Raw genomic sequence first — 26,049 nt, 5'->3', positions numbered from 1 at the left:
AAATATATGAAGAACGAAAGTAGAGAGTGGCTTTACAATGAGCTAACTAAGAATGGCTATAATGTTGGTAAGGACTATGATGAGTTCGACAGCCTCATGGATGCCAACAAAGAAAGTAGAGAGTGGGCATACAAGACAGCCCAGCAGCATGGTTATAACGTAGGTGCCACCTATGACGAGTTTGAGAAGCTGATAGCTCCCAAGCCGGAGTTACCAAACCCTGAACAGATTAAGACGGCACAGAACATCGCAGCGGCATCTGTCAACCCTGAAGCGCATGAGAAGACGGTGCAGCAGCCTCAGCAGGCACCATCGATGGAGTTCACAGAGGCGCAGATAGACTCGATGGCGCAAGATCCGTCATTAGAACACCCCCAGCAGCAAGAAGTGCCATGGAGTCAGCAGACCATCACCGATGACCTACCAGACAACCCTTATGCAGGCATGACACGTCAGGAGGCCATCAACACCCTTGGCGAGAAGTATTTCTATCAGTGGTACGGCAAGAATCCCCGTGCCTATCAGTCTATCAAGGAGGAAGCTGCAAAGTATAACTTCGGTAGTCCTGAAGAGATCAACCAGATACCTGCTATGGTGCGTAACACCTATATCCCAATGGTGGCCAAGAAACGTGCTGAAGACATCATTAAGAAAGCAGGGAACGAATATGGTCTTTCTGCTGCCATCAACACCCGCAACATGCGAGAGGCCATCGCTGATGATCAGAAGAACTTAGGTCTTGTTAAGGAGGACGCAGATGCTTACTATGGTGCCTTGCGTGATGCTATTGAGCAGCAGTTGGGAGAAGGACGCAGCATGCCTGAATCATCCAAGAAAGCCTTGGCGCAACTTGTCAAGGATGTGACACCAAGAAGCAGCCAGGAGCACTTGGAGAATGTAGAGCGTGCTGAGGTCACTGATTTGATTGGCAATAGTCTTTCTGCATCTATCAATAATGCTCTAGATGCTGCTGAGGCTTACAAAAAGGCTAAGTTAGACGCTCTACAGACCAATCAGCCAAAGTTCCACGGTCAGTTTAACACCACAGGTGATGCTTATCTTATCAACGAGGAGGAGCCTGAAAAGATTCTAGAAGGCCTGAAGGCTAACATGCAAGGTGCTGCAACAACCATTTTGCAGGACTCTAAGACCTTTGATGAGATATGGAAGCGTGCCAACGATGCAGGTTACGACATCAACGACTATCTGAATAAGTTCGTAGCCCCAGTGATGGAGGAAGCCCTGGAGCGCAGGTTTATGACAGAAGCTGTCAAGCGCAAGTTACCAAAGAGCACCATCGACTATGTAATGAAAGGTCTTACGGAAGACAACATTGCTGCCATGCTCTTTAACTATGCCACTAGAAGCGACATGGCCAACCGTATTGCCGTTCAGGCTGATATGGATACGCAGGAAGGCAAGAACCCCTACTATACTCCAGGCACGGGTGCCCAGCTTACACGTATGGGTGTGTCCTTTGCTGCTGACGCACCTTTCTTTGGTCTTTACGGACGAGTATCTGGTGCCGTAGCCAAGCAGGCCATCGAGAGTCAGGTGAAGAAATTCATCGCAAAGGGAATGTCGGAAGGTGCAGCACGTAACCTTGTAAACATTGCACTTGACAAGAGTGTCGGCTACCGTATGCGTACCTATCTCATGCAGAACATTATCAGTAGCTCGACGACCCTTGGAGGATATAACCTAACCTCAGAGGTGGCACGGCAGCTGCGTGATAATGATCAGAATATCATGAATGTCTTCGGCAGCTTTGCCGAGGGTCTTTTCTCCGGTGCAGCCTTCGGTGTCACAGGTGCAGTCTCTTCTGCTCTTGCTAAGCCACTTACGGGTGTCTATAAGATTGGTGCAGGTGTTGCTGGCTATCTCGCTGAGGCAGAGACAATGTATACCACCGAGGAGCTAGCAAAGATGATGCACGGTCGAGAGACCTTCGATAGCCCATTGGAAGGCAGTGCTGAGGCAGTGATGAAACTAGGTGTCATCAAGCTCTCAGGAGGCCACATGCTGAAGAAGATCTACGACACACTAGGTAACATCAGTGAGAAAGGATTAAAGGATACTTTCAACGGGCTACTTGGCAAGAACTACCAAGGCATGCCATTCAGTGACCAGGAGGTATCTTATATCATCAATTCAACGAATGGTAAGAATCTCATTGATGCTCTTACCAATATGCATCCTGACATTGCCTTTGATGAGTTCAATGGTAAAAAGAAGTTCTCAAAGCAAGGGGAGGTTATGCGCCTGAACCTAGCCGACAAGTACGACACCTTTATGGAGGATGCCGAGATACCCGCTTCCCTAAAGCAGAAGGTTGCTAAGGTCTTCGGTGGCTATTATAAGCCAGGGCTGGAGGTAACAACAGACATTGAGCACAATGCCGATGGTACCGTCCTGCTAAAGACAAGAGATAAGGACGGCAACTGCATCCAAGAATTACCATTCGACTCTTTCAGTGAGGCTGACGAGTGGCGCAGCATACATCAGGACGAAATGACAATGAATGATGCCGTCAACACATGGAGCGAAATGAATGACGGACAACGTGCTGAGGCTATTGTGCAGCTTGCAGACGACTTGGGTATCGACTTGAAAGAGGCCACGATGTATGTTTCTAAGGCTCTCGACCCCACCAATAGCGAGCTAGACCGTGACATTTATAATAAGGTCTTTGATACTATCACACGTAATGCCTACCCCACTGACCAGCTAGACACACAGCGCAGATACTTCGAAGGTCGTAAGATGACACCGGAAGAGCGTCACTATGCCAAGGTAGACCTGCAGGTAGCAGAAGAGGCTTTGGATACCTTTGGTGAAGACTTCTCTGAAGAGGTGATTGCAGGAGCCGACAACCCAGAAGAGACCATTGTGAAGCTGGCATCACGCAGAGAGGTGACAGGTCCGCAGATTGTTGCCGCTGTAAACTACTACAACTGCAGGGCCAAGGTTAATGGTATCATCGAAGGTGCTGTAGCAGATATCGATAACAAGGTGGCTGCATCAAACGCTTATATCAAGAAGAACACGCACCCTGACACTGGCTATCTCATCGAGGCATCTGCAGAGGATGGTGACTATTATATCACTGCTGGCCACTTCCAGCTAGACGCAGACGGACGTATCGTACCAACCGACAACACGGGTATGGTCATCATGCGTAACAAGCAGACGGGCGAGATATCGGTGATGCACCCATCAAGAGTAACGGTAACAGGTATTCATGACCCCCAGAAGCTCATTGATGCCAACGATAGCATGAAGGGACTCCGTGGAGAGTTAATACAGGAAGCAGACAAGAGTATCGACATCAATCCTGAAGCACCTGAGACACCCCAGGAGATGGGAGAGACATTCACGGGTGCAGATGGTAAGCAGTATGTGGTAACAGGGACACAAAATGAGGACGGCACCATTACTTGGGCTAAGGTAGAGATTGATGCAGAAGGCAACCCAATCGGGGAAGTAATGCCACTTGACCTAGCAGAATATCGGCAGGCAAAGAGCGACATGCTTGATGCTGCTAGCAGAGAGCAGATAGAGACTTCTTTAGAACAAGCATTAGCAGAAACACCCGCTACAGAAACACCCGCAGAAGAGCAACCAATGGCTATCACAGAGCCTATTGCCGATGATAATAAGGTGGAAGAGGCAGACAGCAAGGCAAGTCCACAAAGTGAGACTGGAGCAAACGAGCTGCCTGCCACCACTTCCCGCATCCCTGTTGATGAGAAGGGACACAAGTTGTATGAGCAGGCTAAACCTGAAGATACACTTGCTGAGCTGACTGCTAAGCATGGTGAAGAGAAGGCACAGCGCATGATCAAGCAGATTGCAGAAGCGTCCGAGAAGCAAGCTGAAGAGCTGCGTAATCAGGACACATCTGCAATCACCGACATGGAAGAGCTGGATGCCCATGAAGAGGCTGTAGCTGCTGCTGAGGCTAAAGCACAGTATTGGAAGGGACTGATAAGCAATAACGAACAAAAACCTATCAACAATGGACAGCTTCCAGATGGATGGTCTCTTAGCGAGAAGAGAGCAAAGAACGGAGAGCAGTTCTACCAAGATGCTAATGGAAACATCGATCTCGTAGATATTCCACAGGAGGTGCTTGATAAGATAGGTTACACCAAGGCGCCATTACGTTTGACACCTTCCATGCTAAAACATGTTCAAATGCGACATGGTAAGGAGACAAAGATAACCAACGAAAAAGAGGCTATCTTGTTTATCACTGATGTTGTAAAGAACTTTGACCATATCCGGTTAGGAAATGATGGCGCTCTTATATTCTCCATAGAGAATGGTAGAGAAAAGACAGGTAAGCGTGCCATCACCATACTGCTTGGCTCAGATAACGGAGATTATTACGGCATCAAAACATCGGGATATGAGAGTGTTGAAAGACTAAACAAAAGACCTGTGCTTTGGGAAGGGAGCGCGATTATTACCCCTTCTACAGACTCCGCAACTGAACCTGTTACAACCCGTGATGCCCAACAAGGCGGAGAGCAAATTGGCAGCGCACCAGGCCAAAGCGGTCTTCCTGTGGGCAAAGATAGAGAAAAAGATGATACCATCCAAGAAAATAGTGTTAAAAATGCGTCTCAGGAGCAAAAAACTCCTCAACAGCCAACAGGTATCACACCAAAGAAGGCTAAGATCTATATCGGCAGCGTAGATAGCAACACAGGGCGAACCTTCAGCTATACCGACCAGCAGGGTAAGCGTACCGAGATTACCATTAAGAGCACAGTGCTGCATGATGGTCAAGTGTCAGTGATGCGCCAAGACTATGACGCAAACGGACAGCCCATTGGAGAAGCAAGGGAGGTGAAATATCCTGCGGTAAAGATTGGAGAAGGCATTATCAATGGTTCCTGGAAGAAAGAGTTGACCACCGAAGAAAAGTTGCGTGAGGCTATGAAAAAGCGAATAGGTGCCGATCGTGTTATCAATGTACTGACGGAAAAGGAAATCGATGACCTTTGGCAGGCATACGACAACGCTGACGGAGAGGCTTTCGAGAATATGTATAATACCTACCGCCAGGAACACTTTGAGGACCTTATTCGTCAAATGCAGGATGACCGCATCAGTGATGTAGAGAAGATATTGGCATCTGGTGCCCGCACGAAAAAGCTCAAAGACCTCCGAAAAATATATGAAGGCTATAACACCACTATTGACGTATTTAGTGACGAGTCAATGCAGCCGCAGAGCCTGGAAGAGTTTGTTGCCGACTACCTTGGTGACGTGCCCAAGCCAGGTGAAGGAACCATTGCATACTACACCTATGGCGAAGGTGATTCTAGAGTCGTAGGCCTTCAGGATGAGACAGGCTTTAGCAACCGCAGCTTTGGTGGCGATATCAAGGGCTTCAATCCGTGGTTAGCACCCAAGGGCAAGGGTATAAGTATTCAACGCATGGCAGAGCGCATACATGAAGACCTTAGCGAGTCAATGAAGGAGCAGTATAGCGACCAAGATGTGCGCAACGCATTGTTAGAGGTACTGACAAGTGCACAAAAGCCATCAGACATTGCTAACTATATCCTACGTAACCGTGCTGAACTGGCAGAGCAAGCAGCACGCAGAGAGGAAGATAATTGGGTAGAGGCAGGCGTATCATACCAGAAGGTGGAGGAAAGCAGACGCTTCTCTGCACGTCTCCAAAAGGCCGTTAATGAAACCAACACTGAGCCTAGCGAGGCACAGAAGGAAGCAGGTAACTATAAGAAGGGACATCTGTCCTTCGGTGGCTACCACTATACCATCGAGAACCCTGCTGGCGGCAAGCGCAGAGGTACCGATGCCAATGGTAAGGCATGGGAGAGTGAAATGAAACACACCTATGGTTATATCCTTGGCAAGAAAGGTAAAGATGGTGACCATCTGGATATGTTCATCAACGATAAGGCTGACCTTGACAACTGGAATGGTACCGTCTATGTCGTTGACCAGATTGATCCTGAGACAGGTAAGTTCGATGAGCACAAGGTGATGTATGGCTTTGGCTCTGAGGCTGAGGCCCGTGAGGCTTATCTTGCTAACTATGAGAAGGGCTGGAAGGGTCTTGGTAAGATTACGGGAGTTGATAAGGAGACCTTTGACAAGTGGCTGGATAGCTCAGACCGCAAGGTGAAGGAGTTTGCGGACCACAGTATCGTACAGCACAAGGTAGAGAGCCAGGTGAAGAATTTCGATGGTGCCATTAAGGCACTTGATGAAAGAGAAATCAGCATCGATGACCCTACCCTGATGGAGAAGTACGGCCTTACACATGTCACACTGTCACGCACGGGCGATCATGTGACACTTACTGACTTCATTGTCGATGAGAGAGGTCAAGGCAACGGTACCCGCTTCATGGAAGACCTGACAAGGCTTGCAGACGAAAAGGGATGGACACTGGCACTCACTCCTGACACCAGTTTTGGTGCTTCGTCAATAAGCAGACTGAAGAAGTTCTACAAGCGTTTTGGCCTCAAGGATAATAAAGGCCGCAACACTGACTTCTATACCCGTGAGAGCATGGTGCGCAGACCGAAGGACTGGATGCCTAACTCACCTGAGCAGCAGGAGCAAGCACTACGTGACCATGTGGTGGACTATCTGAAGAGCAAGGGTATTGAGGTGTCTGATGATTGGAAGGAAGGACAGCGCATCCTGGATAGGTTCAATGGTGAGCAGATAAAAATGCAAAAGGTTTATCACGGCTCAGGTGCTGACTTTGATGTCTTTGACCACTCACACATGGGAGAAGGAGCTGCAAGCCAATCGTTCGGATGGGGTACTTATGTATCAACAAGGCAGAAGGTTGCCGAGGGGTATCTGAATGTCCGTTCCGGCATTAAGCACTATCACAACGGTAACGAGATAGCTAAGGACGATAAGGTACATAGGATGGCCGCTGAAGTGTGGGAGAGCAGCAATAACCGTGAAGAAGCTATCAGCCTTGCAGAGAGATTCCAAAAGAGCCAGGCCAACAATTCTGAGCGCATAGAACTGTGGAACAGAGTTATTGATATTATCAAGACCTCCGAGAAGGAGGACTATTCTATTACGAAGTCTGAACCTACCCTATATACTGTTGATATTCCTGATGATAAGGAGGCATACTATATCGACTACAAGGGTAAGATGGGTGCTCAGAAGGATACTCTGGAAATGGTTGACAATGCGCTTGCTGCTGACGGGTGGAAACGTCAGGAGATAGACAGCCGAGTTAAGTTCACCAAGGATGGGAAGCAGATAATCCTCACAGAGAACCAGTCTGGTGCAGACCTGTATGCAGAGCTTCAGGAAGCCCTGGGATCTGAAAAGGCAGCTAGCGAGTTCCTGAACAAGGTAGGTATCACGGGTATCAAGTTCCCCGCTGGAACTATTTATGGAGGTGGTGATGGTGCAACTAACTATGTCATCTTCAATGAGGCCGATGCTAAGATAACCAATAAGATGAAGTTCTTTAAGACCTCTGACGGTCAGGCATACGGTTTCACCTGGAATGGTAAAATCTATGTTGACCCACGTATTGCTACTGCTGAGACACCTGTTCATGAGTATGGTCACCTTTGGATTCAGGCAGTACGTAAGAACAGCCCGAAGGAATGGGAATACATCAAGGATATCGTGCTTAACGACAAGTTGGTGCAGCCCATCATCGATAAGGTACGTGCAGAGTATCCAGAGCTGACCACGGAAGGTAAGGAGGATGATTTCATGGAAGAGGTCATCACCCAGTTCTCAGGTAAGCGTGGTGCTGAGCGTCTGCGTGAGATTGCTAACGAGGTGGCAGCAGAGAATGGAGGTGTATTCGGTAAGGCTGAGGCCGTCACCGCTATGCAGCGACTGAAGAACATCATTAACCGCTTCTGGGAAGGTGTGGCACATATCATGGGCTGGCATTATACCAATGCCAATCAGATTGCAGACCGCATCATGGCTGACATGCTTAACGGTGTTGACCCGCAAGCAAAAGCCAAGAGAGTTGCCCTCCAAAAGGCACCCATCTTTATCTCCAATGCCATGAAGGCCGTTGAGGACATCAAGCAAGAGAAGGGCACCGCTGACCAATGGCTGGCCATGATTAAGAAGAATGGTGGTCTGAAAGCTGGTGAAGACAAGTGGTTAGGCCTCTCCGACTTCCTCAATGAGCATAAGAATGACAAACTGACCAAAGAGGAGGTGATGAACTTTATTAAGAGTAATCAGATACAGATTGAGGAAACCCACTATACTGAAGGCATGCCAGAAGATGCACAAAAGAAGCTCGATCAGTTTAATCAGGAGTTTGAAGAACTAATCTTGGAAGGTGAAGAAGAAACAAACAGCATCTATACTTCTGATTGGGTAGATTGGGCCTATAATCAGATGGTAGATCGTTATGGTGATGATTTCAGAGATGCTTTTGAACTTGGAGAAGGCACTGGTACGGACACCCGATTAACACCTTTATTGAATTGGAATGGCGAGTTGTCTGATCAAGCTAAGGATTTCCTTGGTATGGGCGTTTATGGCGATGAAAATTCTATTAATTCAAGACGTCTAAGTTACACTACCGAAGGTTTGGACAACAAACGTGAGATTGCCTTGACGGTTCCAAACATTGAGCCGTATAATCAATTTGACGAGATACATTTTGGTGATGCCGGAGGTGGTCGTGCTATTGCCTGGGTACGCTTCGGTGATGCCACAGCGTACAATCACAGAGAGAAGAGTGGCCAGGAAATCGAGGACGCAAAGGACGCTGTGCGAAAGAGTATCCCTGACGCACAAGATTGGCGCAAATGGGGCAAAGAGGACGGATATCGTGATATCCTTTATACTCCATATGAGGGCAAGCCTAACAGGACATATATTGTTGACAAGAGCGAGCTGGCTAAACAGCGAGGCATCGAAAATGGCTTTACACTCTTTATCAATGAGAAATTAATAAGTGCCCACAAAACTCTTGAAGATGCTGTTGAGGCATATAAAAACGATGTGGCCGACAAAGAGGTAACATCTGGTGAAGACATTCCGCAAAAGGTACTTGTCATTGACGAGATACAGTCTAAGCGTCACCAGGATGGTCGTGAGAAAGGGTATACTAACAAAACAAACGATTGGATGATTGGCAAAGCTGTTCCTGATGCTCCCTTCGAGAAGAACTGGCATGAGTTGGCCATGAAGCGTATGCTGAGATACGCAGCCGAGAACGACTACGATAAGGTGGCATGGACTACGGGCAAGCAGCAGGCCGAGAGATACAAAATAGGGCAGGTAGTTGAACAAATTATATGGGAAAACACAAAAGATGGCAAAAAAATAGACATTGATGCGAAGAATACCTCAGCCGGACAAGCCTACCGATTTGTTGTTGATGGAGATGGACGGATTGTTAGGAATCTGACCAGATACAATCTCCATGAGTCTGAACTTGTTGGAAAGCCCCTTTCTGACTTAGTAGGAAAAGAACTTGCCTCCAAGATTATGTCCGATGATGGAGAGGAGGTAAAACTTCCACGTTTTTCTTATTACAAACTTAGTGGTGACGGTCTGCATATCGGTGGTAAAGGTATGAAGGGCTTCTACGATGAGATCCTGCCCAGCTTCATGAACAAGTATGGCAAAAAATGGGGTGTGAAGGTGGAAGAAGTAAATCTGCCTGAGCTGGAGGAGTCCGCACGAAAGATGTGGAGTGTTGATGTTACTCCTGAAATGAAGGAGAGTGTGATGCAAGGACAACCGATGTTCCAAAAGGCACATGAAAATAATTTAGGAAATAGCTACAAGTTAGGGGATAATTTTATATCTTTGCAGTCGGATGCAGACCGTGAAGCGGTTGACAAACAAAAGGCCACGATGCCTAAAACGGCAACATGGCGAGACGGCATGGAAGATGTGGTTATCCATACCACGCTCAGTACCATCAAAAAGAAGTATGCCGACCTTCACGCTAAGGCAAAAGCAGGTAGCATTGAAGCAGCAGACGAACTTGTCGCTGCCATTGTGAAGCCCGCAAAGGTTAAAGCTCTTGTCGAGAAATATCCCAATGCCAAGGTGGCATTCGTGCATGCAGAAGAAGCTACAGGGTACAATCAGATACCAGGGCAATACGCATTGGAGTTTGAAGATGCTGGCCTTCAGTTGTCAGACATCGTACAAATCAACAAGCCCGCACATACGGGTAGCGACCGTGTCGGAAGGTTCTTGCGCAGAGCACGCTTTGATGGAAACGTTGAGCCAGGTGCCGAATACATCATCGTTGATGATCATGTCACGATGGGTGGCACCCTGAGGGACCTGAAGGACTATATCGAGAGTGAAGGAGGTAAGGTGGTGGCCGTAAGCACGCTGACAGCATCCGCAGGAGGCACTAAGCTAAAACCTACCGATGAGCAGATAGAACAACTAAACAATAAAGGAGTAACAAATGAACAACTCAGAGAACTTGGCATCGCAGACAGCCCCGAAGGCCTCACAAGAAGCGAAGCAAAAGAAATCCTCGTATTGGCTGACGGACGAGGAAATCAAGTCACTTCACGAGGACGCTCAGAGATCACTGGAGATAGGGAGGCAGCTAAGGCAGAAGCGCAAGGCGAAGCAGGCATAGAATCTGCTTCCGAAGCGGCAGTCATTCCCCTATCCCGTTCAAACGAGTTTGGTTTGAACCAGAATGACCCTGTAGGACAACGTCTTTCAGTTATCAAGGCGCAGGGTGGTAACAACACAATAGGCTGTTACCATGACACAACAACGGACAATTTTATTTTCTTTGGCAATGACGCTGATACGGTAGCGAAGATTACTCGTATTGGGTCATCTTCAAATCAGCGTGGCATGGAGTCGTTGGAGATTTCATCCAATGACTTTGACAGGGTTATGCCTATGCTTGTAAGGAATGGTCTTCGTGTGGGCATCATTGACAAGGATAGCTTGTCGAAGGCCGAGATCAGCATACAACCACGTCACCCGAAGGTAAGAAGTGCAGTTCAGGGAGAGTTGTTCCCTGACATGAACCAAAAGGAAGGCACGCTTAACTTCTTGGAAGACGCACAAGCAGCAAAAGTGGTTACCATCAAGCAGAAGCCCGTTGATTTGAAGACCCTTTCTGATGACGAGCTGCTTGGAGGCATGGAGACCAACACAAGCCGTGACAAGGATTTCTTTATTGACGAATACGACAGCCGTCACCGTGAAGAGTACAACAAGTTTGTTGATAGCTACACGGAAATGCTTGAAAAGGAAAGTACCTCCCTGGAAGATGCATACGGCATGTATGCCGAGGTATCCAAGAAATGGAACGAAGGTGGTTATAAGAGCGCAGAACGCAGCCGACTGATGGCACAGATTGATGCCTTAGAAGACTACGTAGAACGACTGGAGTCAGAGAAGATTGACGAGGAGATGCGTAATGAAGATGAGCAGCTGGAGGAAGACAAGCAGCGTGCTGCCGACTATCAGCAGCAGAAGGAAGATGTCCGCTCTCATGGTTATGACCTCACAAAGCTGAAGATGCGTGAACTTAGCGAGAATGAGAGCTGTCTTGTAGAGAGACATTACACCGAGAATAACAGCTTCTCGTTCACAGGCGATGAGCGTATCGAGAGTGCCGCAGACGTGGCATACATCTTCCGTGAGCTGGAAAACTCTGCTGTAGAGAATGCCTTCATGGTACTTATCAAGGACGGACAGCCCACTGTCATTCACCTGGGCATCGGTGCATACAACGGTGTTGCTGCGCCTATAGAGCAGACGTTTGTCGCTGTCGAAAAGATCAAGCCCGACTCAGTGGTGTTCCTGCATAACCATCCATCAGGAAATCTGATACCAAGCAAGCAAGATATCGATTTGCAAGAGAAGGTGGTAGAGATATTCCGTGACAAAGCACGACCAGCTATCATCATCAACACCAAGAGTGGTAAATATGCCGAGTATATGTCGGGAGGTACGCAGTGGGAGTCGGAGGAGAAAAAGCTGACTCATGCCGAGATACCTGTTAAGGTGTTCAACTTCTCACAGCAGGTATTTGACAAGGATTGGAACCCCGAAACTGCTTTCAAGGGAGCCACGTCCAATGATATTGCAGCCTTTGTAAGCAGCCACCGATTAGGCGAACATGATAAACTGAGTCTCATTGTAACGGACACAGCTGGCCATATCACAGGTAACATCTTCTTACCATGGACGAAGATGGAAGATGCTTGCAAGCCTGAGAACGCACAACTGATAGCTTCATATGTCAACCAGATGGGCGGTATCAGATGTGTTGTCTATGGTAGCTACGGATCAGAGGGCCGTAAGACGGATGAAGCAATAAATAAATTGAGCCGTCTTCTCAGGAGAAGGAACGTCAATATGATTGATGCTATCAATATTGACCGCAGTGCTTATTTTTCAGGAGTATTCGAGCCTGATAATGCACCAATGTTCCAGAAGAAAGATTCGGAACGTAGGGCTAAACGAGTAAAGATAAACAGCACTATAGAGCAAGCACTATCATTTGTGACTGGCAGAGATTTGAAGGATATCCATCGTGAACGTCAGGAACGAGAAACGGATAGGAAACATCTGGCAAAAAAAATATACGAAAACGTTTTGTCGGGTGACATTAATGATGTAACTTTGCAGCAGATTAATAATTATATAGACGATGTTACACCATTCAACCCATACGGACGAAGACTTTCTGAACGACTTCCACAGAGAGTGGAACGATCGCTGTATGGCAGAGAACGAAAGGGTAAAATCGATGCACTTTACTCCCGAATATCTGAGAGCGCAATCCCTGCGAATGAACGAACTCGTCCGTCAGGAAGAAGAGCAATCGAGGAACGCAAGAAAGAGTTATTAGAGCAGTGGGCAAAAGCAACCGGAAACTGGCATACAGATATCAATGATTTCGTTTCCGATACCAAGCCTATCGGTTCTGGTACAGACAGTGATGTGTACGCTTCAAAAGACTCTAATTACGTTATCAAACTCTCGCATGGGAAGCCAGAAGGCAAACGTTTCCGTCCGGATATTGACAATATTCCATTATTCAATTATCTTTTTCCAAATTCTGCATACGACATCTTAGGTTATGGAGATTTCGGAAAAGGATTTGTGCGCATACTCAAACAACCTGCAGTTGATTTTGCAAACAGTCAACCTCTAAGCGTTGATGAGCGGGTCGAGTTCATGAAAAACATAGGATTCAATCCTATAAACGATAAGAAGACCGCTTTTAGCAATGGTGAGATAATTGTCGCTGACCTTCAGAAAAGTAACGTAGTAAAGGATGCTAATGGTAACATCCGTGTGATCGATGCAGATTGTAAATTACACACTAGAGATTTGGGTGGTCAATATGATTATTTACCCGTTGAACATGATTTCCCTGACACCAACGTACCAACTTTCCAAAAAGTTGCAGAGACCTATGATGAGGCGATGGCTGAGTGGAAGAAAGCAAACAACATTCCAGAGAATGCAACTGGGCCAATGGAGAAGCCTCAGTTCAGACCTGGCGAGAACGCTCTTGACTTTGCTAAACGTCTTACCGAATGGAGAAAAAGTCGCAGTCTGTGGGATACTGCACCAAAAGCAGAGGCTTACGAGCGTAAAGCAGAGGACAATGCTGACGTAGAAGAGGCTCTGGAGCGTGAGAGGCAGTATCCTGACAGCGAGAGCTTCAAGAGAGCACGTATTGCTGCCGAAATGAAGCGCATCCGTCATGCTATGAGCGACCAGAAACAATACGACAAAGCTACTGTGAAGGCCGTAACAGACTTCACACAGGACTTCATGAAGATGGGCTTTGGTGATAACTTGGGACGTAGCGAAATGGAACGCATGCTCTCATCAGTAAAGAATGCTACTGGTGCAAAGACCGTCAAACAGAGTGTTGACAACATCATGAATATCCTTGTGAACAACCAGCTTCGTAATCTTGACGCACAAGTAACAAAACTCTCGTCTATCAAGGAGCTGAGGCTGACGGCCCAAGGTGTAGAGCACCAGGGTAAGCTGGAGTTAAAGGGCCAGCGTATGATACAGTCATTCCGTGAGGCTCGTCAAGAACGTCTCACTGCAGATGAGATTCGTGAACGTCTCTATAATGTATCCGAGAAGATGACTGCTGGCGGTGAAGAAGCAGAGATGTATGAGCAGGAATACGAAGGCTTGTCTATAGCCCTGCAGTATGCTGACAACATAGATGCAAGTCGTAAGGACTGGGCCGAACTGGATAGAGAATACAAAGAAGCCCTAAAGAACTACCGTGCCAGTGGCCGAACCTATAAGGAGCAGCAGGAATACCTCGACTCTCTCGAAAAGGCAATGATGGAAAATAAAATCGAGCGTATCGGTATGTACGGTGATATCATCGGCCGTCTGCAGGGTAACATTGATGAAAGCCTGAAGGGAGCCAAAGAGTTCCGTGATAGAGAGAAGAAGCGTGTAGAGATGATTCATTCGTTGGCCGATAGCGACTTGTCCGGTAAGGAGGGAGGAGCTATGCGTATGGACAACAGAGGAAAGACCGCTAATTTCTTCCTGCAGCCCTTAGCCACCTTTGAGCAGATGCTGAAACAGTTTGGCGCAAACTATGCAACGGGTGAAGGACGTTTGTACGACTACTTCATGCGTACTTACATGGACGCTACCGACAAAGCATATATTGGCGAGGAGCGTGCCAAGGAAGAGCTGGATGCTAAAGCCCGTGAGGTCTTCGGTGATAAAGTGCAGCGGTGGAGTGATCTTTACAACATTGTCCGCAGACTACCAATGATGGATGTGGATATGATTGATGGCTATGAGCGTAAGACATTCAAACTGACCCAGGGTAACCTGTTGTATATCTATATGGCCAACAAGATGTCTGACGGACAGATGAAGCTGAAGAAGATGGGTATCACTGAAGATGTTGTAGAAGGAATTAAAGACTTCCTTGATCCTCGTCTTGTAGAACTTGGTGACTGGCTGCAGGAGGAATACCTACCAGAGAAGCGTAAAGCCTACAATAAGGTGCATGAGCGCATGTTTGGTGCTCCAATGGCAGCTATAGACCACTATTTCCCCATCAAGGTTCTTGGTGATGCAAGAGTGCAGGAGCAGGATGTAAACGTGCCAGATAGTGACACACTACCATCTACCATTACAGGTAATATCATCAAACGTAGGAAGAACACCTTGCCGCTTGATATCCTGCATACCGATGCACTAAGTCTTGCTATTGAACATGCAGAGGATATGGAGCGCTGGGCAGCAACGGCAGAGTTCAACAAGGACGTGAACACACTACTGAGCTATACCACCTTCCGTAACAAGGTGAAGAACATGAAGACTATCTATGGTAGTGGTGATGCCTTATGGAACACCTTCAAGGATACCGCACGAATGGCTGCTGGTGTATATAAGCCGAAGGTTAAGCGTGGTAGTGCAGACGCAGCCATCAATAATATCGCTAAAGGTGTGACACAAGCAAAGATTGCGTTCCGTGGTTTCACAGCCTTCAAGCAGATACTATCGGCTCCTGCATTCCTGCATGATGTGGACCTTGCTGACTTTGCCAAGTATTCCGTCAATCCTTATGGATCCTGGAAGTGGGCAATGGAGAACATGCCTGTCTTCCGTAAGCGATGGAAGAGCAGACAAGCTGGTGATACCCGCTTGATGGAAGACCCGACAGACTGGAAGATGTGGAAAAACGATATCGTACAGCTGGCCTCTCGTATGGGTATGTCTCCCAATGCCCTAGTCGATGGTGTTACATGTGCAGTAGGTGCAAGAGCAATCTTTGAGAGCAGGTACAAGAAATATCTGGAGTATGGTGCAACAGAGGAGATGGCTCGCAAGCGTGCCCTTCAGGATGCCGAGATAGGCTACAACCTGACACAGCAGTCAAGTGATGGTGCCTTTGTCTCTGCTATACAGAAAGACCGCACTACCATGGCTAACATGCTCAGCATCTTCCGTAACTCATCAATGGCATACACCCGACAGTGGGTGGATGCATCACGCAACCTGAAGCACCGGATGCAGAAGGGATACAAGCAGGATGCTATTTTATATATGACAGCTAAGTACAAGGATGAGCTTGGCCTTGATGATAACCAGGCACGCAGAGCGGCAGAACTGGAGTACGCAAAAGCTGGCCGCCATGAAGTTGCTAAGATGCTGAATATGATGTTTGGTGTCACCATCGCTTGGAACCTCGGTGCCTCTCTGCCATACCTGCTGATTGGTGATGATGATGAGACAAAGAAGGAGATGCTGACGGATGCTGCCATCAGAGGTTTCGTAGCCGGGCCAATAGAAGGCTTTGCTGCAGGAAATATTATATCCGAAATTATCTCTCGATCGATTGCAAGCGAAGAAACCCGTAAGACACTGAAAGCTGACGGATGGGGTGCTGCAGTAGATGCAGCCATAAAACAAGCTGGCGATTATGAGATTAACCCTCTGCCCTTTATGGCTGACATCCAGGGAATGATTAGTAAGATGGGCTATGACAAGTTCGCTGCAGCTCAGGATCTCTTTAATATCTGCGTGCAAAGTGGTGTTGGTGTCAACCCACAGACCTTTACTGACATGTGGAATGCCTGCATGGACTATGGAGCACCTGCATGGGATGGCACCAGCAAGCTCGACACAGAGAACATGCAGAGACCAAAGGAAATTGCACTGTTCATTATGCGCCTAATGAATGCTCCTACAAGCAGCTGGCGCAACAAGTACATTGATGAGCTTGGTATGAATGCCGAGGATGCCCAGAAGCTGCCTTACGAAGAGATGGCTAAGCGTTATGCTCACTACAAGCACTGGAAGGACGCACCTGTCATGGGATGGCTGAGAGACGAAGAGACCCGCAATGCTAAGATAGAGAAGATCCAGGAGCAGTTTGATGATGCTGTCATCGAGCGTATGGAGCGTCTTACTGACAAGGAACTGATGCATAACGTGGCACGCAGCAGCAGTCTGGATGAGCGTAGGATGTATGCCAAGGTGATTCATTCTCGCCTAGGTCTGTCAACAAGCAGTGTCGATGGCAAAAAGGCAACGAAGTATCCATACCAGCAGGAGTATCAGCGTCTGATGCAGTACGATGATATCAAGGAGGATGAACTGCTGTTTAATGGCAAGGACTCCATAACTGATGAAGACACCAAAAAACGCATTGACCAGCTTATGGACTGGATACGTGATGGACGCTACGCCACACCTTCAGGCAGAGCTAGTAAGACCAAGCCTGTCATGGAGGTAGGCAAAAAGCAGCTTATCGATGCTGACGAGGAAACACGTCAGGAGGCTATGGAGAATATACGTAGATGGCGCAAGGAGGCCCTGGAGCTTATGATGAGAAGTAATTAGTTCTTATATAGTTAGTTTTATTGTTTTAGATGTGGCTGGCAGCTGTCCGTGAGGATGGTTGCCAGCTTCTATAACGTCTTATCCTTCATTTTTATAGATTATTAACAAATCAGCGTTACTTTAAGCGGTAATTTTGCATAAAACGATCTATGCGTATGAATAAGCAACACCGTCTTAACTACGAATTAGGAATCACCAATGTCCCCAATGATGCAGCGTGTCCCGATAATGCTTTATCTGTAGCATCAGGAATGGTCTTCCATGATGATGCTTACCATGTTGTTCAGAGGCCAAAGGAGGCGATTGAAAGTATGCATATTGATAGCAGGTCATTTAAGCTGCTTTATGTGCACAAGTGGAATACTGATACACGCTATATAGTAAGTTGTTCTGATGGGGTCTATTGGGGAACATGTAACGAGCAGACCCACTCTTTCAATATTGACACAACAAACAATAAGCTGTTTGAGCCAACTGGCGATATTAATGTTACATCTATTGGTAAGATTGTGATTATCACTGATAATACGGGTATCAAATATTTTAAGTGGTCACAAGATAAATATACGAATATACCGCCATTAACAGCACCATCGTTTGATATATGGATGGAAGGTAGTTTGCCGGACGACAGTAGAGGACAATGGGAATGGTGGTCACGGTTAGAAGAGTATCTTCCTTCAACGAGAGCTGGTGCTACCGTGGTTTATACGACTAGGGATGTTCCTGAGAACCCATTAAATAATGCAGACTTTGTGCTTGGTGGTTATGCTGCCGTAAAGAGAGTAGCTGACCGAAGGGGACTCTTTTACGAACCATTTTTTGCTGTCATTGCTTTAGAGCTACAAGATGGAAGCTATACAATGATTTCACAACCATATCTTTTGTTTCCATCATTTCAGGATAACACTATAACACAAATTGAAGCCTCAGAAGCCACGTTTATTCTGGAAGGAAAGGAACTGCGCATTAATCAATCAATCGATTATACCATTTACGAGGGTATTGTAAAAGACGTAGTATTATTTGTCTCAAAAGGAGTTGAATTGTATGAAACCTCATTTATAAGGGAGACACCACGTGATACAGTGTGTTCAATGTGGGGAATATCTGCTAATGGCTCTTCCACAAGCCCATCGGAAACGTACTTTCATCGAATAGGACATATCAGAAGTTCTATGCCGCTTGAAAGAAGAAAGATTACGGAAGTCGAAGAGGAAATCAAGAACACTTCTGTATTCTATAAACTATGCTCACTTGGCCTTTCTCCTGTAAATAACTTCAAAGTAGAAGACCATATTGGACGAACCACCTTAGAAAACCTTACAACTAGTGATCGTCTTAATAACATAGATTATTTCTCGCATTCACAGTTGATACCTAGTAATCTCACATCATACAACTCACGATTACTGATGACATCCGTAAGAAGAAGTATTTTTGGAGGATATTCAGACTTCTGTTCATTCAGTAGCAGTAATGTATCATATCTTGAGGATCATGACCATCGAGAAATTGTGGTCACACCTGTTACCAACAAATATCGTTACGAAGTCACTATTGAAACAGAGCACGGGGTAGAGACGGTTTCGATAGATAAGAAATCAGGTAACAGACAAGGACTATACTTTTACTATCCGGACCCAAGAGCAAAGCATGTGTGCATATATCGGATACACGAAGGTGTAACACAAGGCGATAGAGTTGAGGCAGATTTAATACTTGACACTGACTTGGTAGAGCACAAAGGGTTAAATGGTGCATACTATTTCCATGGAATGCCTGTAACATTCAAGGAAATCACGCTAACAAACGAAGATGAAGTTGACTTGCAGGTTGATGTTGAAGACGAAATATATGAAGAATTTGTGTACGCCACAGGATACATCCCTCTTACTCCACCAGTTAATAACAATACCGAGTGGCTTGAAAACTACATACTCCAGTCAGAAGTGAATAATCCATTCGTATTCTTTGCTAAGGGATATATAAAGGTAGGAACAGGCAGAATACTAGGAATCACCGTCAATACCCACGCTCTTAGTCAGGGACAATACGGTCAGCATCCAGTCATTGTATTTGAGGATGACGCTATTTGGCCTGTAGCTATCAACAATGAAGGGTATCTCGCTGCTGTTGACCAGCCCATCGGCCGAGAGATCTGCAACAATCCGCTGAGTATCACGCAGACGGATGATGCTGTCTTTTTCTCGTCCGAGAAAGGACTGATGAGAATCACAGGCCGTGATGTGGTATGTGTGTCTGAACAACTCAACGGTAAGAATGGGGAGCTTGGTTCTTTTCAGCAATATCTGCGTAATGCCTTCATCGCATATGACTATAGAGACAGTCTGCTGTGGATTATCAATCCTAACCACGAATATTCTCCTGGTGTAAAATATCACTGGGTCTATAGTATGAAGAGCGGAGCTTTTGCCATATACTTAGACCTATATTATTGGCAGATTGCACCTTCACATGTAATCAACAATTATCCTGACACGCTTATTCAGTCTAGCATCGGCGACGGGAAGGTTTATTCGTTGTTGACCAGAGACAACATCAATGAAGATCCGGATAATAATTATGTCGTGGGCCTTCAAACACGACCCATCAAGTTCGATAACGGCCAAGCGTTGAAGACCATCATGCGGATGAAGAGTATTTACGACCTAGATGGTGGAGAACTAACGATACAGTTAGAAGCATCTAACGACCTTGAACATTGGTTTGTATTAAGGCATTTGAGAGGGAGGCCATGGAAATACTATCGCCTAACATATAGTTTTGCTAATCTGACACCAGCAGCCACATTCACAGGAACGACCTTCGAAGTGCAGGAACGCAGGACCAACAAGTTAAGATAGACTATGATTGTGAGACAAAGTACGTATTGCAGAGAACAGATGAAGGAAGACCTGATGAAGGTATTCCGAGAGGTCTGCAGCAGTTATGAGTGCAGAAACAACAGGGAGGCATGGCGGCAAGTTGTCACCCATGAGGCACCACGCTTCTATATTGATAGCAGGAGAGCGCATTTGTATATATCCCCAATGTTAAGAGGAGACACCAGCAAGATAGATAAGCTCTCGCCATTGAAGAGAGAGATGTATCAGGAATTGTTCAAGACGGTCATGCGGATATGGCAGGAAGACAAATACTACGGCAAGAGTCTCAACTATGTCTTGCAGTACGCTATACTGGAGCCTGCGCCACGCTTCTACATAGATACGAAACGTATGGAGCAGATATGGAAAGAAAAGAGAAGAATAAAGCGTCATGACTAGACAGACACTGGAAAAGATTGTAGTAGCATCGCTGATGGTTATATGTTACCTGGTGATGCCCAAGGTGGGATATAATGATGACAGTAGTATAGCAAGTCATCTACTATATATATTTAGTCATGCCAATATGTGGCATCTTGCAGGTAACCTTTTTGTCTTTATCCTGATCAAAGGAAACCACTATCTATTACCGTCAGTCCCAATAGCCATCTTTGCATCATTCATTCCATCTTTCGGTGTGGTATGGCCTATCGATGGTGTCACAATGGGCTTTTCGGGTGTACTCTTCGCCATTGCAGGCACCAAGTATGGCATCTTCTGTCATCGATCAAGAAACAAACACCAAGCATACCGTGCCTTCTTCATGCGTGCCCTACCCTTCTCACTCATCGGTATCTTTGTGCCACACCTAAACTGGTGCATCCATACCTACTGTTTGTTAGCCGGATTTGCCTATGGAAGATGTAAGGGCTAATGATAGTAAGACCACCACTTCCTTCACTACTGAGGAGATAACCCTACAGGCATACCTTGCGCTTGTCAGGGAGAATACGGAGCGTAATCGTGTTATCTTTGAGGGATTCAATCCGGTCACGGGCAAAGGGTGTCCAGGAGAGCGCAAGAAGGTGGTCATTGAAGACTGCCCTCTGCGTAAGATGCTGATGCCAGTAAGGTGTGCTGAAAAGAACATCGAACTGCGTAAGATCATCAAGAGACGGTCTATCCGAAAATACATAGAGTTAGACCTGAAGACGGAGTATAGTGATGAGCTATTCCAGGATGTCGTATATATGATCTTCCGCATCCGAAGCACGGAAGATCCTGCCTTTGCCTTTATTACCTTTTACAAAATACAGAACAAGATAACGGGTGAAATGAAGCCTTTCTCGCTGAACTACCCGCAGCGTCTTGTGCTGGACCAGCTGGAGGGCATGCGTGCAGAGGGCCTACCTATTCGTCTAATCATTCTGAAAGCCCGTCAGTGGGGCGGCTCTACTTTGTCAGAAGGTTATGAGAAGTGGATGCAGGACTTCCGTCATCCCAATGGTTGGGGTATGGTCATCCTGGCACACGTTAAGGATGCCACCAAGCGTATTAAGGCAATGTTCACCAAGATGGTGCAGAACCAGCCTGGATGGAGCATTGCCGATAAAAACGACAAGCTGAAGTTAGGCAGCTATCAAGATTCGAAGTCGGACTTCATTGTTAAGAACAACCGAGATGAAGAACTTGGCTTCCGTCTTATCTCAGTAGGCTCATACGAGAAATATGACTCACTAAGATCTGCCGATACCAAGATGGCACACTATTCGGAGGTGGCCTATTGGAAGAAGACCGCTGAGAAGGAACCAGAAGAGGTGCTGTCATCTATCGATGGTGGTATTCCTATGGAGCCTGACACTGTAGAGATTATGGAGTCATCAGGACGCAGTGCTGCAGGTTTCTTCCCCGACATGTATCGCAGAGCAAAAGATCCAGCACTTCCGTCTGCCTGGCGAGCAATCTTCATAGCCTTCTTTCAGATTGAAAACGACCGCAAGGAGCTGGATAACAAGTGGCCAAACATCTTCGGTAAGGGGATTCCCTGGCGCAAGGTAGAGGAAGACGCTCATTATAAGGAACTGTCTATAGATTTCGCCAAGTGGCTGTATGACAACAAAGATAACGACAACTGTCCTGAAGGATGGCAGGAGACAGGTAAGTTTTTTTGGCAGCTATGGCTGAAAGGTGCCACCTTTGAGGCTATCAACTGGTATCGTCACAGACGAAACACTTTCCGCAGTCATACCTACATTGCCACCGAGGCACCAAGTGATGATGTTGAAGCCTTCCGTGCCAGCGGTAACCTTATCTTCGACATGTATGCTGTTGAGGCCTTGCGCAGGCATGAGAAGTTGGGACAGAAGGAACCTATTGCGGTGGGCAACATCGTAGGTGACTATGCCAAGGGGCTACGTGCTATCAAGACAGCACATTTCGAACCATACGTAAGTGATGGTCAGGTGTTGAAGATATGGCAGAAGCCTGACTGTCTGAAGGTGAGCAATAGATATATTGTATCGGTGGATATCGGTGGCGCAGGAAAGAAGAGTGACTTCACGGTGATGACCGTCATCGATCGCTTCCAGATGATGTTTGGAGGAAAGCCAAAGGTGGTGGCCAGGTGGCGAGGTCATATCCGTCACGACCTGTTGGCATGGAAAGCGGCACAGCTGGCGCATTATTATCAAGATGCGCTACTGGTCTTCGAGAGTAATACTGCGGAGACTGAAAAAGGAAAGATGGATACCGAGGGAGATCACTTCGGAACTATCATTGATGAGATAGCCGATAGCTATCGTAATCTATATATCCGTGAGACCAGCGTTGACAGCGTCACGCAGAAGCGGGTCAACAAGTATGGTTTCCAAACGAACAGACAGACGAAGCAATATGTCATAGATAACTATATCGCCTATGTCGATGACCAGCTGTATGAAGAACCTGATGTGCAGTGCTATGATGAAATGACCATATACGAGAGACATGAGGATGGTAGCATCGGTAACGTAGAAGGTAAGGATGCAGCAGGAAACGATGCCCATGATGATATCGTGATGTCAACAGGCATCGGGTTATATATCAGCCAGACGAAGATGGCCGCTCCAGCATGGATAAAGGAAGGTGACACAAATGTATATACGATGCGTGCAGGCACTGAGGCTGATGTTTAGTCGATATCCTCATCCCACTGGTTGAATATGTTTAGCAAGTTCTTGAAGTTTGACTCGTTGACTGAGGCATCTACCTCTACAGGCTTGGGGACAATCATCTTAGACAAATCAGTATAAATGTTCATAAACTTAGAACGATTCTCCGGATTGCTAGATGCTGAGTTGGCATAATAGATAAAGGCCTCACGGAACTGCTCCTGAGTATCACCAAGGAGTCCCTTAATAAACTCCTTCTGGTCTTTTCCCACCTTATTTTGTGAGCCTGGTGGACGGCCTACCTTATTTGCCATTATCCAAGAAATGTAGGATGAATCTCTATTGCACCAAGACGAGCGTTAAGCAGCGCATTAATCTCGTTATCGGTAGCGATAATGGAATTACTACATATCTGCGTATAAGGATCGTTTGGTAGTGCAGATGTCAACAGTTCAAAAACCACCGACTTGACAATAAAACGGTGGATGGCCATGCGCAGACTCTCGACACAGCCAGGAGGGAAATTATAAGGGAATGCAAGGTAGATACTTTTCTCCTGCCATTCGTAGACGTGATTAGTGATTGTTCGATGGACAAAAGGTGACGGCATAAGCATATATGCCTGACAACGTCCTACCACCGTACTGATGGCATCATCGATGGATCTGTCTATGGTATATTTGTCGGCATCATCATTGGTGAGAATGGGAGTATCTGTCAACTTTCTGCTGCGTTCAACACGTGCCACCTCTGAATGGATATCGTGCTCTATTTCGTTTTTAAGCAGGATAATCTCAATAACGAGTTTTTGATCATGCGGGATAGCAAGTATCTCGCCAGGGATACATCGTCCCTTATGTAATTGTGATGGATATGGCATACTTAATCCTCCGTAATTTGTACCGCAAACTTAGCAAAAACATTGTCGTTATGACGTGAGAACAACGTGACGAGAGTACCGCCTGCTGCCATACCACGAAGCAGCCAGTTGCCGTTATCATCAAGTTCTACACTACAATAGGTATTATCACAGCGCACCAATATATCATCAATAGGCATCTTGCCACCCTCCCCTTCCAGAGTATATGATATCTCAGAAGTCTCGCCACGGGTGATGCACCACGGGTTAAAGAAGAGCTGTTGCGGGCCAATCACTGTCTCGTCTGATGAGCTAGCCATGCCAGGGTGTCCGTCACGCTCAGGAATGATAGGATAACGTAGTGTGATTTTGGTTGGATACAGATATGATGGTGCTTTGGGTGGAGTCTTACTGAACGTCCTGCGGATAGAATCCAAGTCTTTCGCTGCCAAAGCAGTGAAGTAGTTGGCTTTAGTTGCATCGCTATCACCATACCAATCGCTAAGCATGCTGTCTTCTATGTATCTACTTGCCATGCGTGCAAGTGTCTTCACATAGCCATCATTGAAACGCTCATTAACGCTTAGGATAATAGTGTTGACACCGTCCGCTTCCGTGTCATCGATAAGTGGATTTTCGGTCAAGTTGCCATCTCCTACCATATAGTCAGAGAGTGATGCCTTCAGGCTCTCCAGATTGGTATAGTAGCCTCTATCTAGCAGACGCTCATGGTAATCCTCGTCACCTGCCTGCTGATGGTATGCACTAACAGTGTTGGCAGTATCTGCACCCTTAGCAACCTGGCCATTCTTGAACGTCATATTCTTGACCGTGTTGATGACCAGCTCTTTGATAATCGTAAACTTGATATTCTTCTTAGCCATTGTATTCCTCCATGTTATTTTATTCTACATCTTGCATATATGCTTCGATATCAGTATAAGTCACCTGCGATGATGGAGCCTTCTTCTCATGTAACGCCCTCATAACGGACTTCATTTGACGCTGAGCATCAGCCGCATACTTCTCTGCCAACTTTGGTGCCGTAATGGTAAACCATGAATGGAGCGCATAAGAGACACAATAGTTTTTCAGTGCCAGCTTCAAGGACGGCAGCAGGGCGGCATTCCAGTTGTCAGGCATCGTGAGGGTAACCTGTGCTCCCTGAGTGATGTTATACTTATCACGGATGAGGCCGTCGCCTGCATAGACATAGCTTTCACCATTATATATATATAAGGTGTTTATGTCCATATCAATTTCCTCCACATGATAGTACCCGTCAGAGGTGTATATGGATCCGTTCCAGAAGAAAGAGAATGTTCCCTGATATGACCGTGCCATAATAGGATCTAAATTGACACTCAGAAGATGAACGGCTGCATCTCTCTCCTCAATTGATGGAATAGGTTGTCTTTGCAGGATATTATCGATCAAGGAATACTTATAGTAGTATCCGTCACACTCGTAGTAGATGTCTCTCTCTGCTGGTTGATGAACGAATTTTGTTGAGATAAAGAGCTTGCGCGCTGGTGCCAAATAGAAAAACTGGTCAACGTCAGTAATTAAGCCATAAACATTATTCATACTATCACACCATCCTTGTATGACTACGTCGGCATCACTATAATGATCATGATGCACCTCTGCAGTGATGAAGTTATCCATCTCCGTACAGATATCTACGAATGCATTGTCGAAATAGTCAAAGATGATGCCTCTCTCCTTGGAACCTATGGTGATATCCTTGAAGAGTGGCACACCATTTTCGTCAATGCTGCGCTTGCCAATGATACCCAGAGACCTAGCCACTGTATCATAGAGGGTGTTGTATGATAATAGTATATCCATA

Annotated in this window: 9 protein-coding genes; 5 read left to right on the top strand and 4 right to left on the bottom strand. The window is 46.4% G+C overall.

Going from position 1 to position 26,049, the window contains the following annotated elements:
* Window positions 1–6 precede the first annotated feature (6 nt).
* From L6472_RS06185 to L6472_RS06165, 5 genes are all read left to right on the top strand, one after another.
* The gene (locus tag L6472_RS06185; protein WP_237807824.1) at window positions 7–17,361 is read left to right on the top strand and encodes a JAB domain-containing protein; all 17,355 of its coding nucleotides are present in this window, start codon (window positions 7–9) and stop codon (window positions 17,359–17,361) included.
* Window positions 17,362–17,516: 155 nt separating this feature from the next.
* Entirely contained in the window at window positions 17,517–20,228 is a 2,712-nt protein-coding gene (locus L6472_RS06180) for a hypothetical protein (protein ID WP_237807823.1), read from the top strand.
* Window positions 20,229–20,231: 3 nt separating this feature from the next.
* Window positions 20,232–20,648: a hypothetical protein gene (locus tag L6472_RS06175; RefSeq protein WP_237807822.1), complete on the top strand. Its 417-nt coding sequence runs from the start codon at window positions 20,232–20,234 to the stop codon at window positions 20,646–20,648.
* The gene (locus L6472_RS06170; RefSeq protein ID WP_237807821.1) at window positions 20,641–21,123 is read left to right on the top strand and encodes a hypothetical protein; all 483 of its coding nucleotides are present in this window, start codon (window positions 20,641–20,643) and stop codon (window positions 21,121–21,123) included. The genes L6472_RS06175 and L6472_RS06170 overlap by 8 nt, the downstream gene beginning before the upstream one ends.
* Window positions 21,104–23,362, top strand: a complete 2,259-nt coding sequence (locus tag L6472_RS06165; RefSeq protein WP_237807820.1) for a hypothetical protein — start codon at window positions 21,104–21,106, stop codon at window positions 23,360–23,362. Before L6472_RS06170 ends, L6472_RS06165 begins: the two co-directional genes overlap by 20 nt.
* Here the strand turns inward: L6472_RS06165 and L6472_RS06160 are convergent.
* The 4 genes from L6472_RS06160 to L6472_RS06145 are packed head-to-tail and all read right to left on the bottom strand — an operon-like array spanning window position 23,359 to window position 26,048.
* Window positions 23,359–23,652 carry a hypothetical protein gene (locus tag L6472_RS06160; protein ID WP_237807819.1) on the bottom strand — a complete coding sequence of 98 codons (294 nt, stop codon included), beginning with the start codon at window positions 23,650–23,652 and terminating at the stop codon, window positions 23,359–23,361. The two genes, L6472_RS06165 and L6472_RS06160, sit on opposite strands and share 4 nt — an antisense overlap.
* Window positions 23,652–24,218, bottom strand: coding sequence for a hypothetical protein (locus tag L6472_RS06155; RefSeq protein WP_237807818.1), 567 nt, complete (start codon window positions 24,216–24,218; stop codon window positions 23,652–23,654). The genes L6472_RS06160 and L6472_RS06155 overlap by 1 nt, the downstream gene beginning before the upstream one ends.
* A gap of 2 nt (window positions 24,219–24,220) precedes the next feature.
* Window positions 24,221–25,081, bottom strand: coding sequence for a hypothetical protein (locus tag L6472_RS06150; RefSeq protein WP_237807816.1), 861 nt, complete (start codon window positions 25,079–25,081; stop codon window positions 24,221–24,223).
* A gap of 19 nt (window positions 25,082–25,100) precedes the next feature.
* The gene (locus L6472_RS06145) at window positions 25,101–26,048 is read right to left on the bottom strand and encodes a hypothetical protein (protein ID WP_237807814.1); all 948 of its coding nucleotides are present in this window, start codon (window positions 26,046–26,048) and stop codon (window positions 25,101–25,103) included.
* Between the last annotated feature and the right edge of the window lies 1 nt (window position 26,049).

Origin of the sequence: Prevotella sp. E13-17 (assembly GCF_022024035.1) — a bacterium.
Lineage (GTDB): Bacteria > Bacteroidota > Bacteroidia > Bacteroidales > Bacteroidaceae > Prevotella.
The sequence above is the reverse complement of the archived record's forward strand: the minus strand, read 5'-3'. Positions and strand labels throughout refer to the sequence as shown.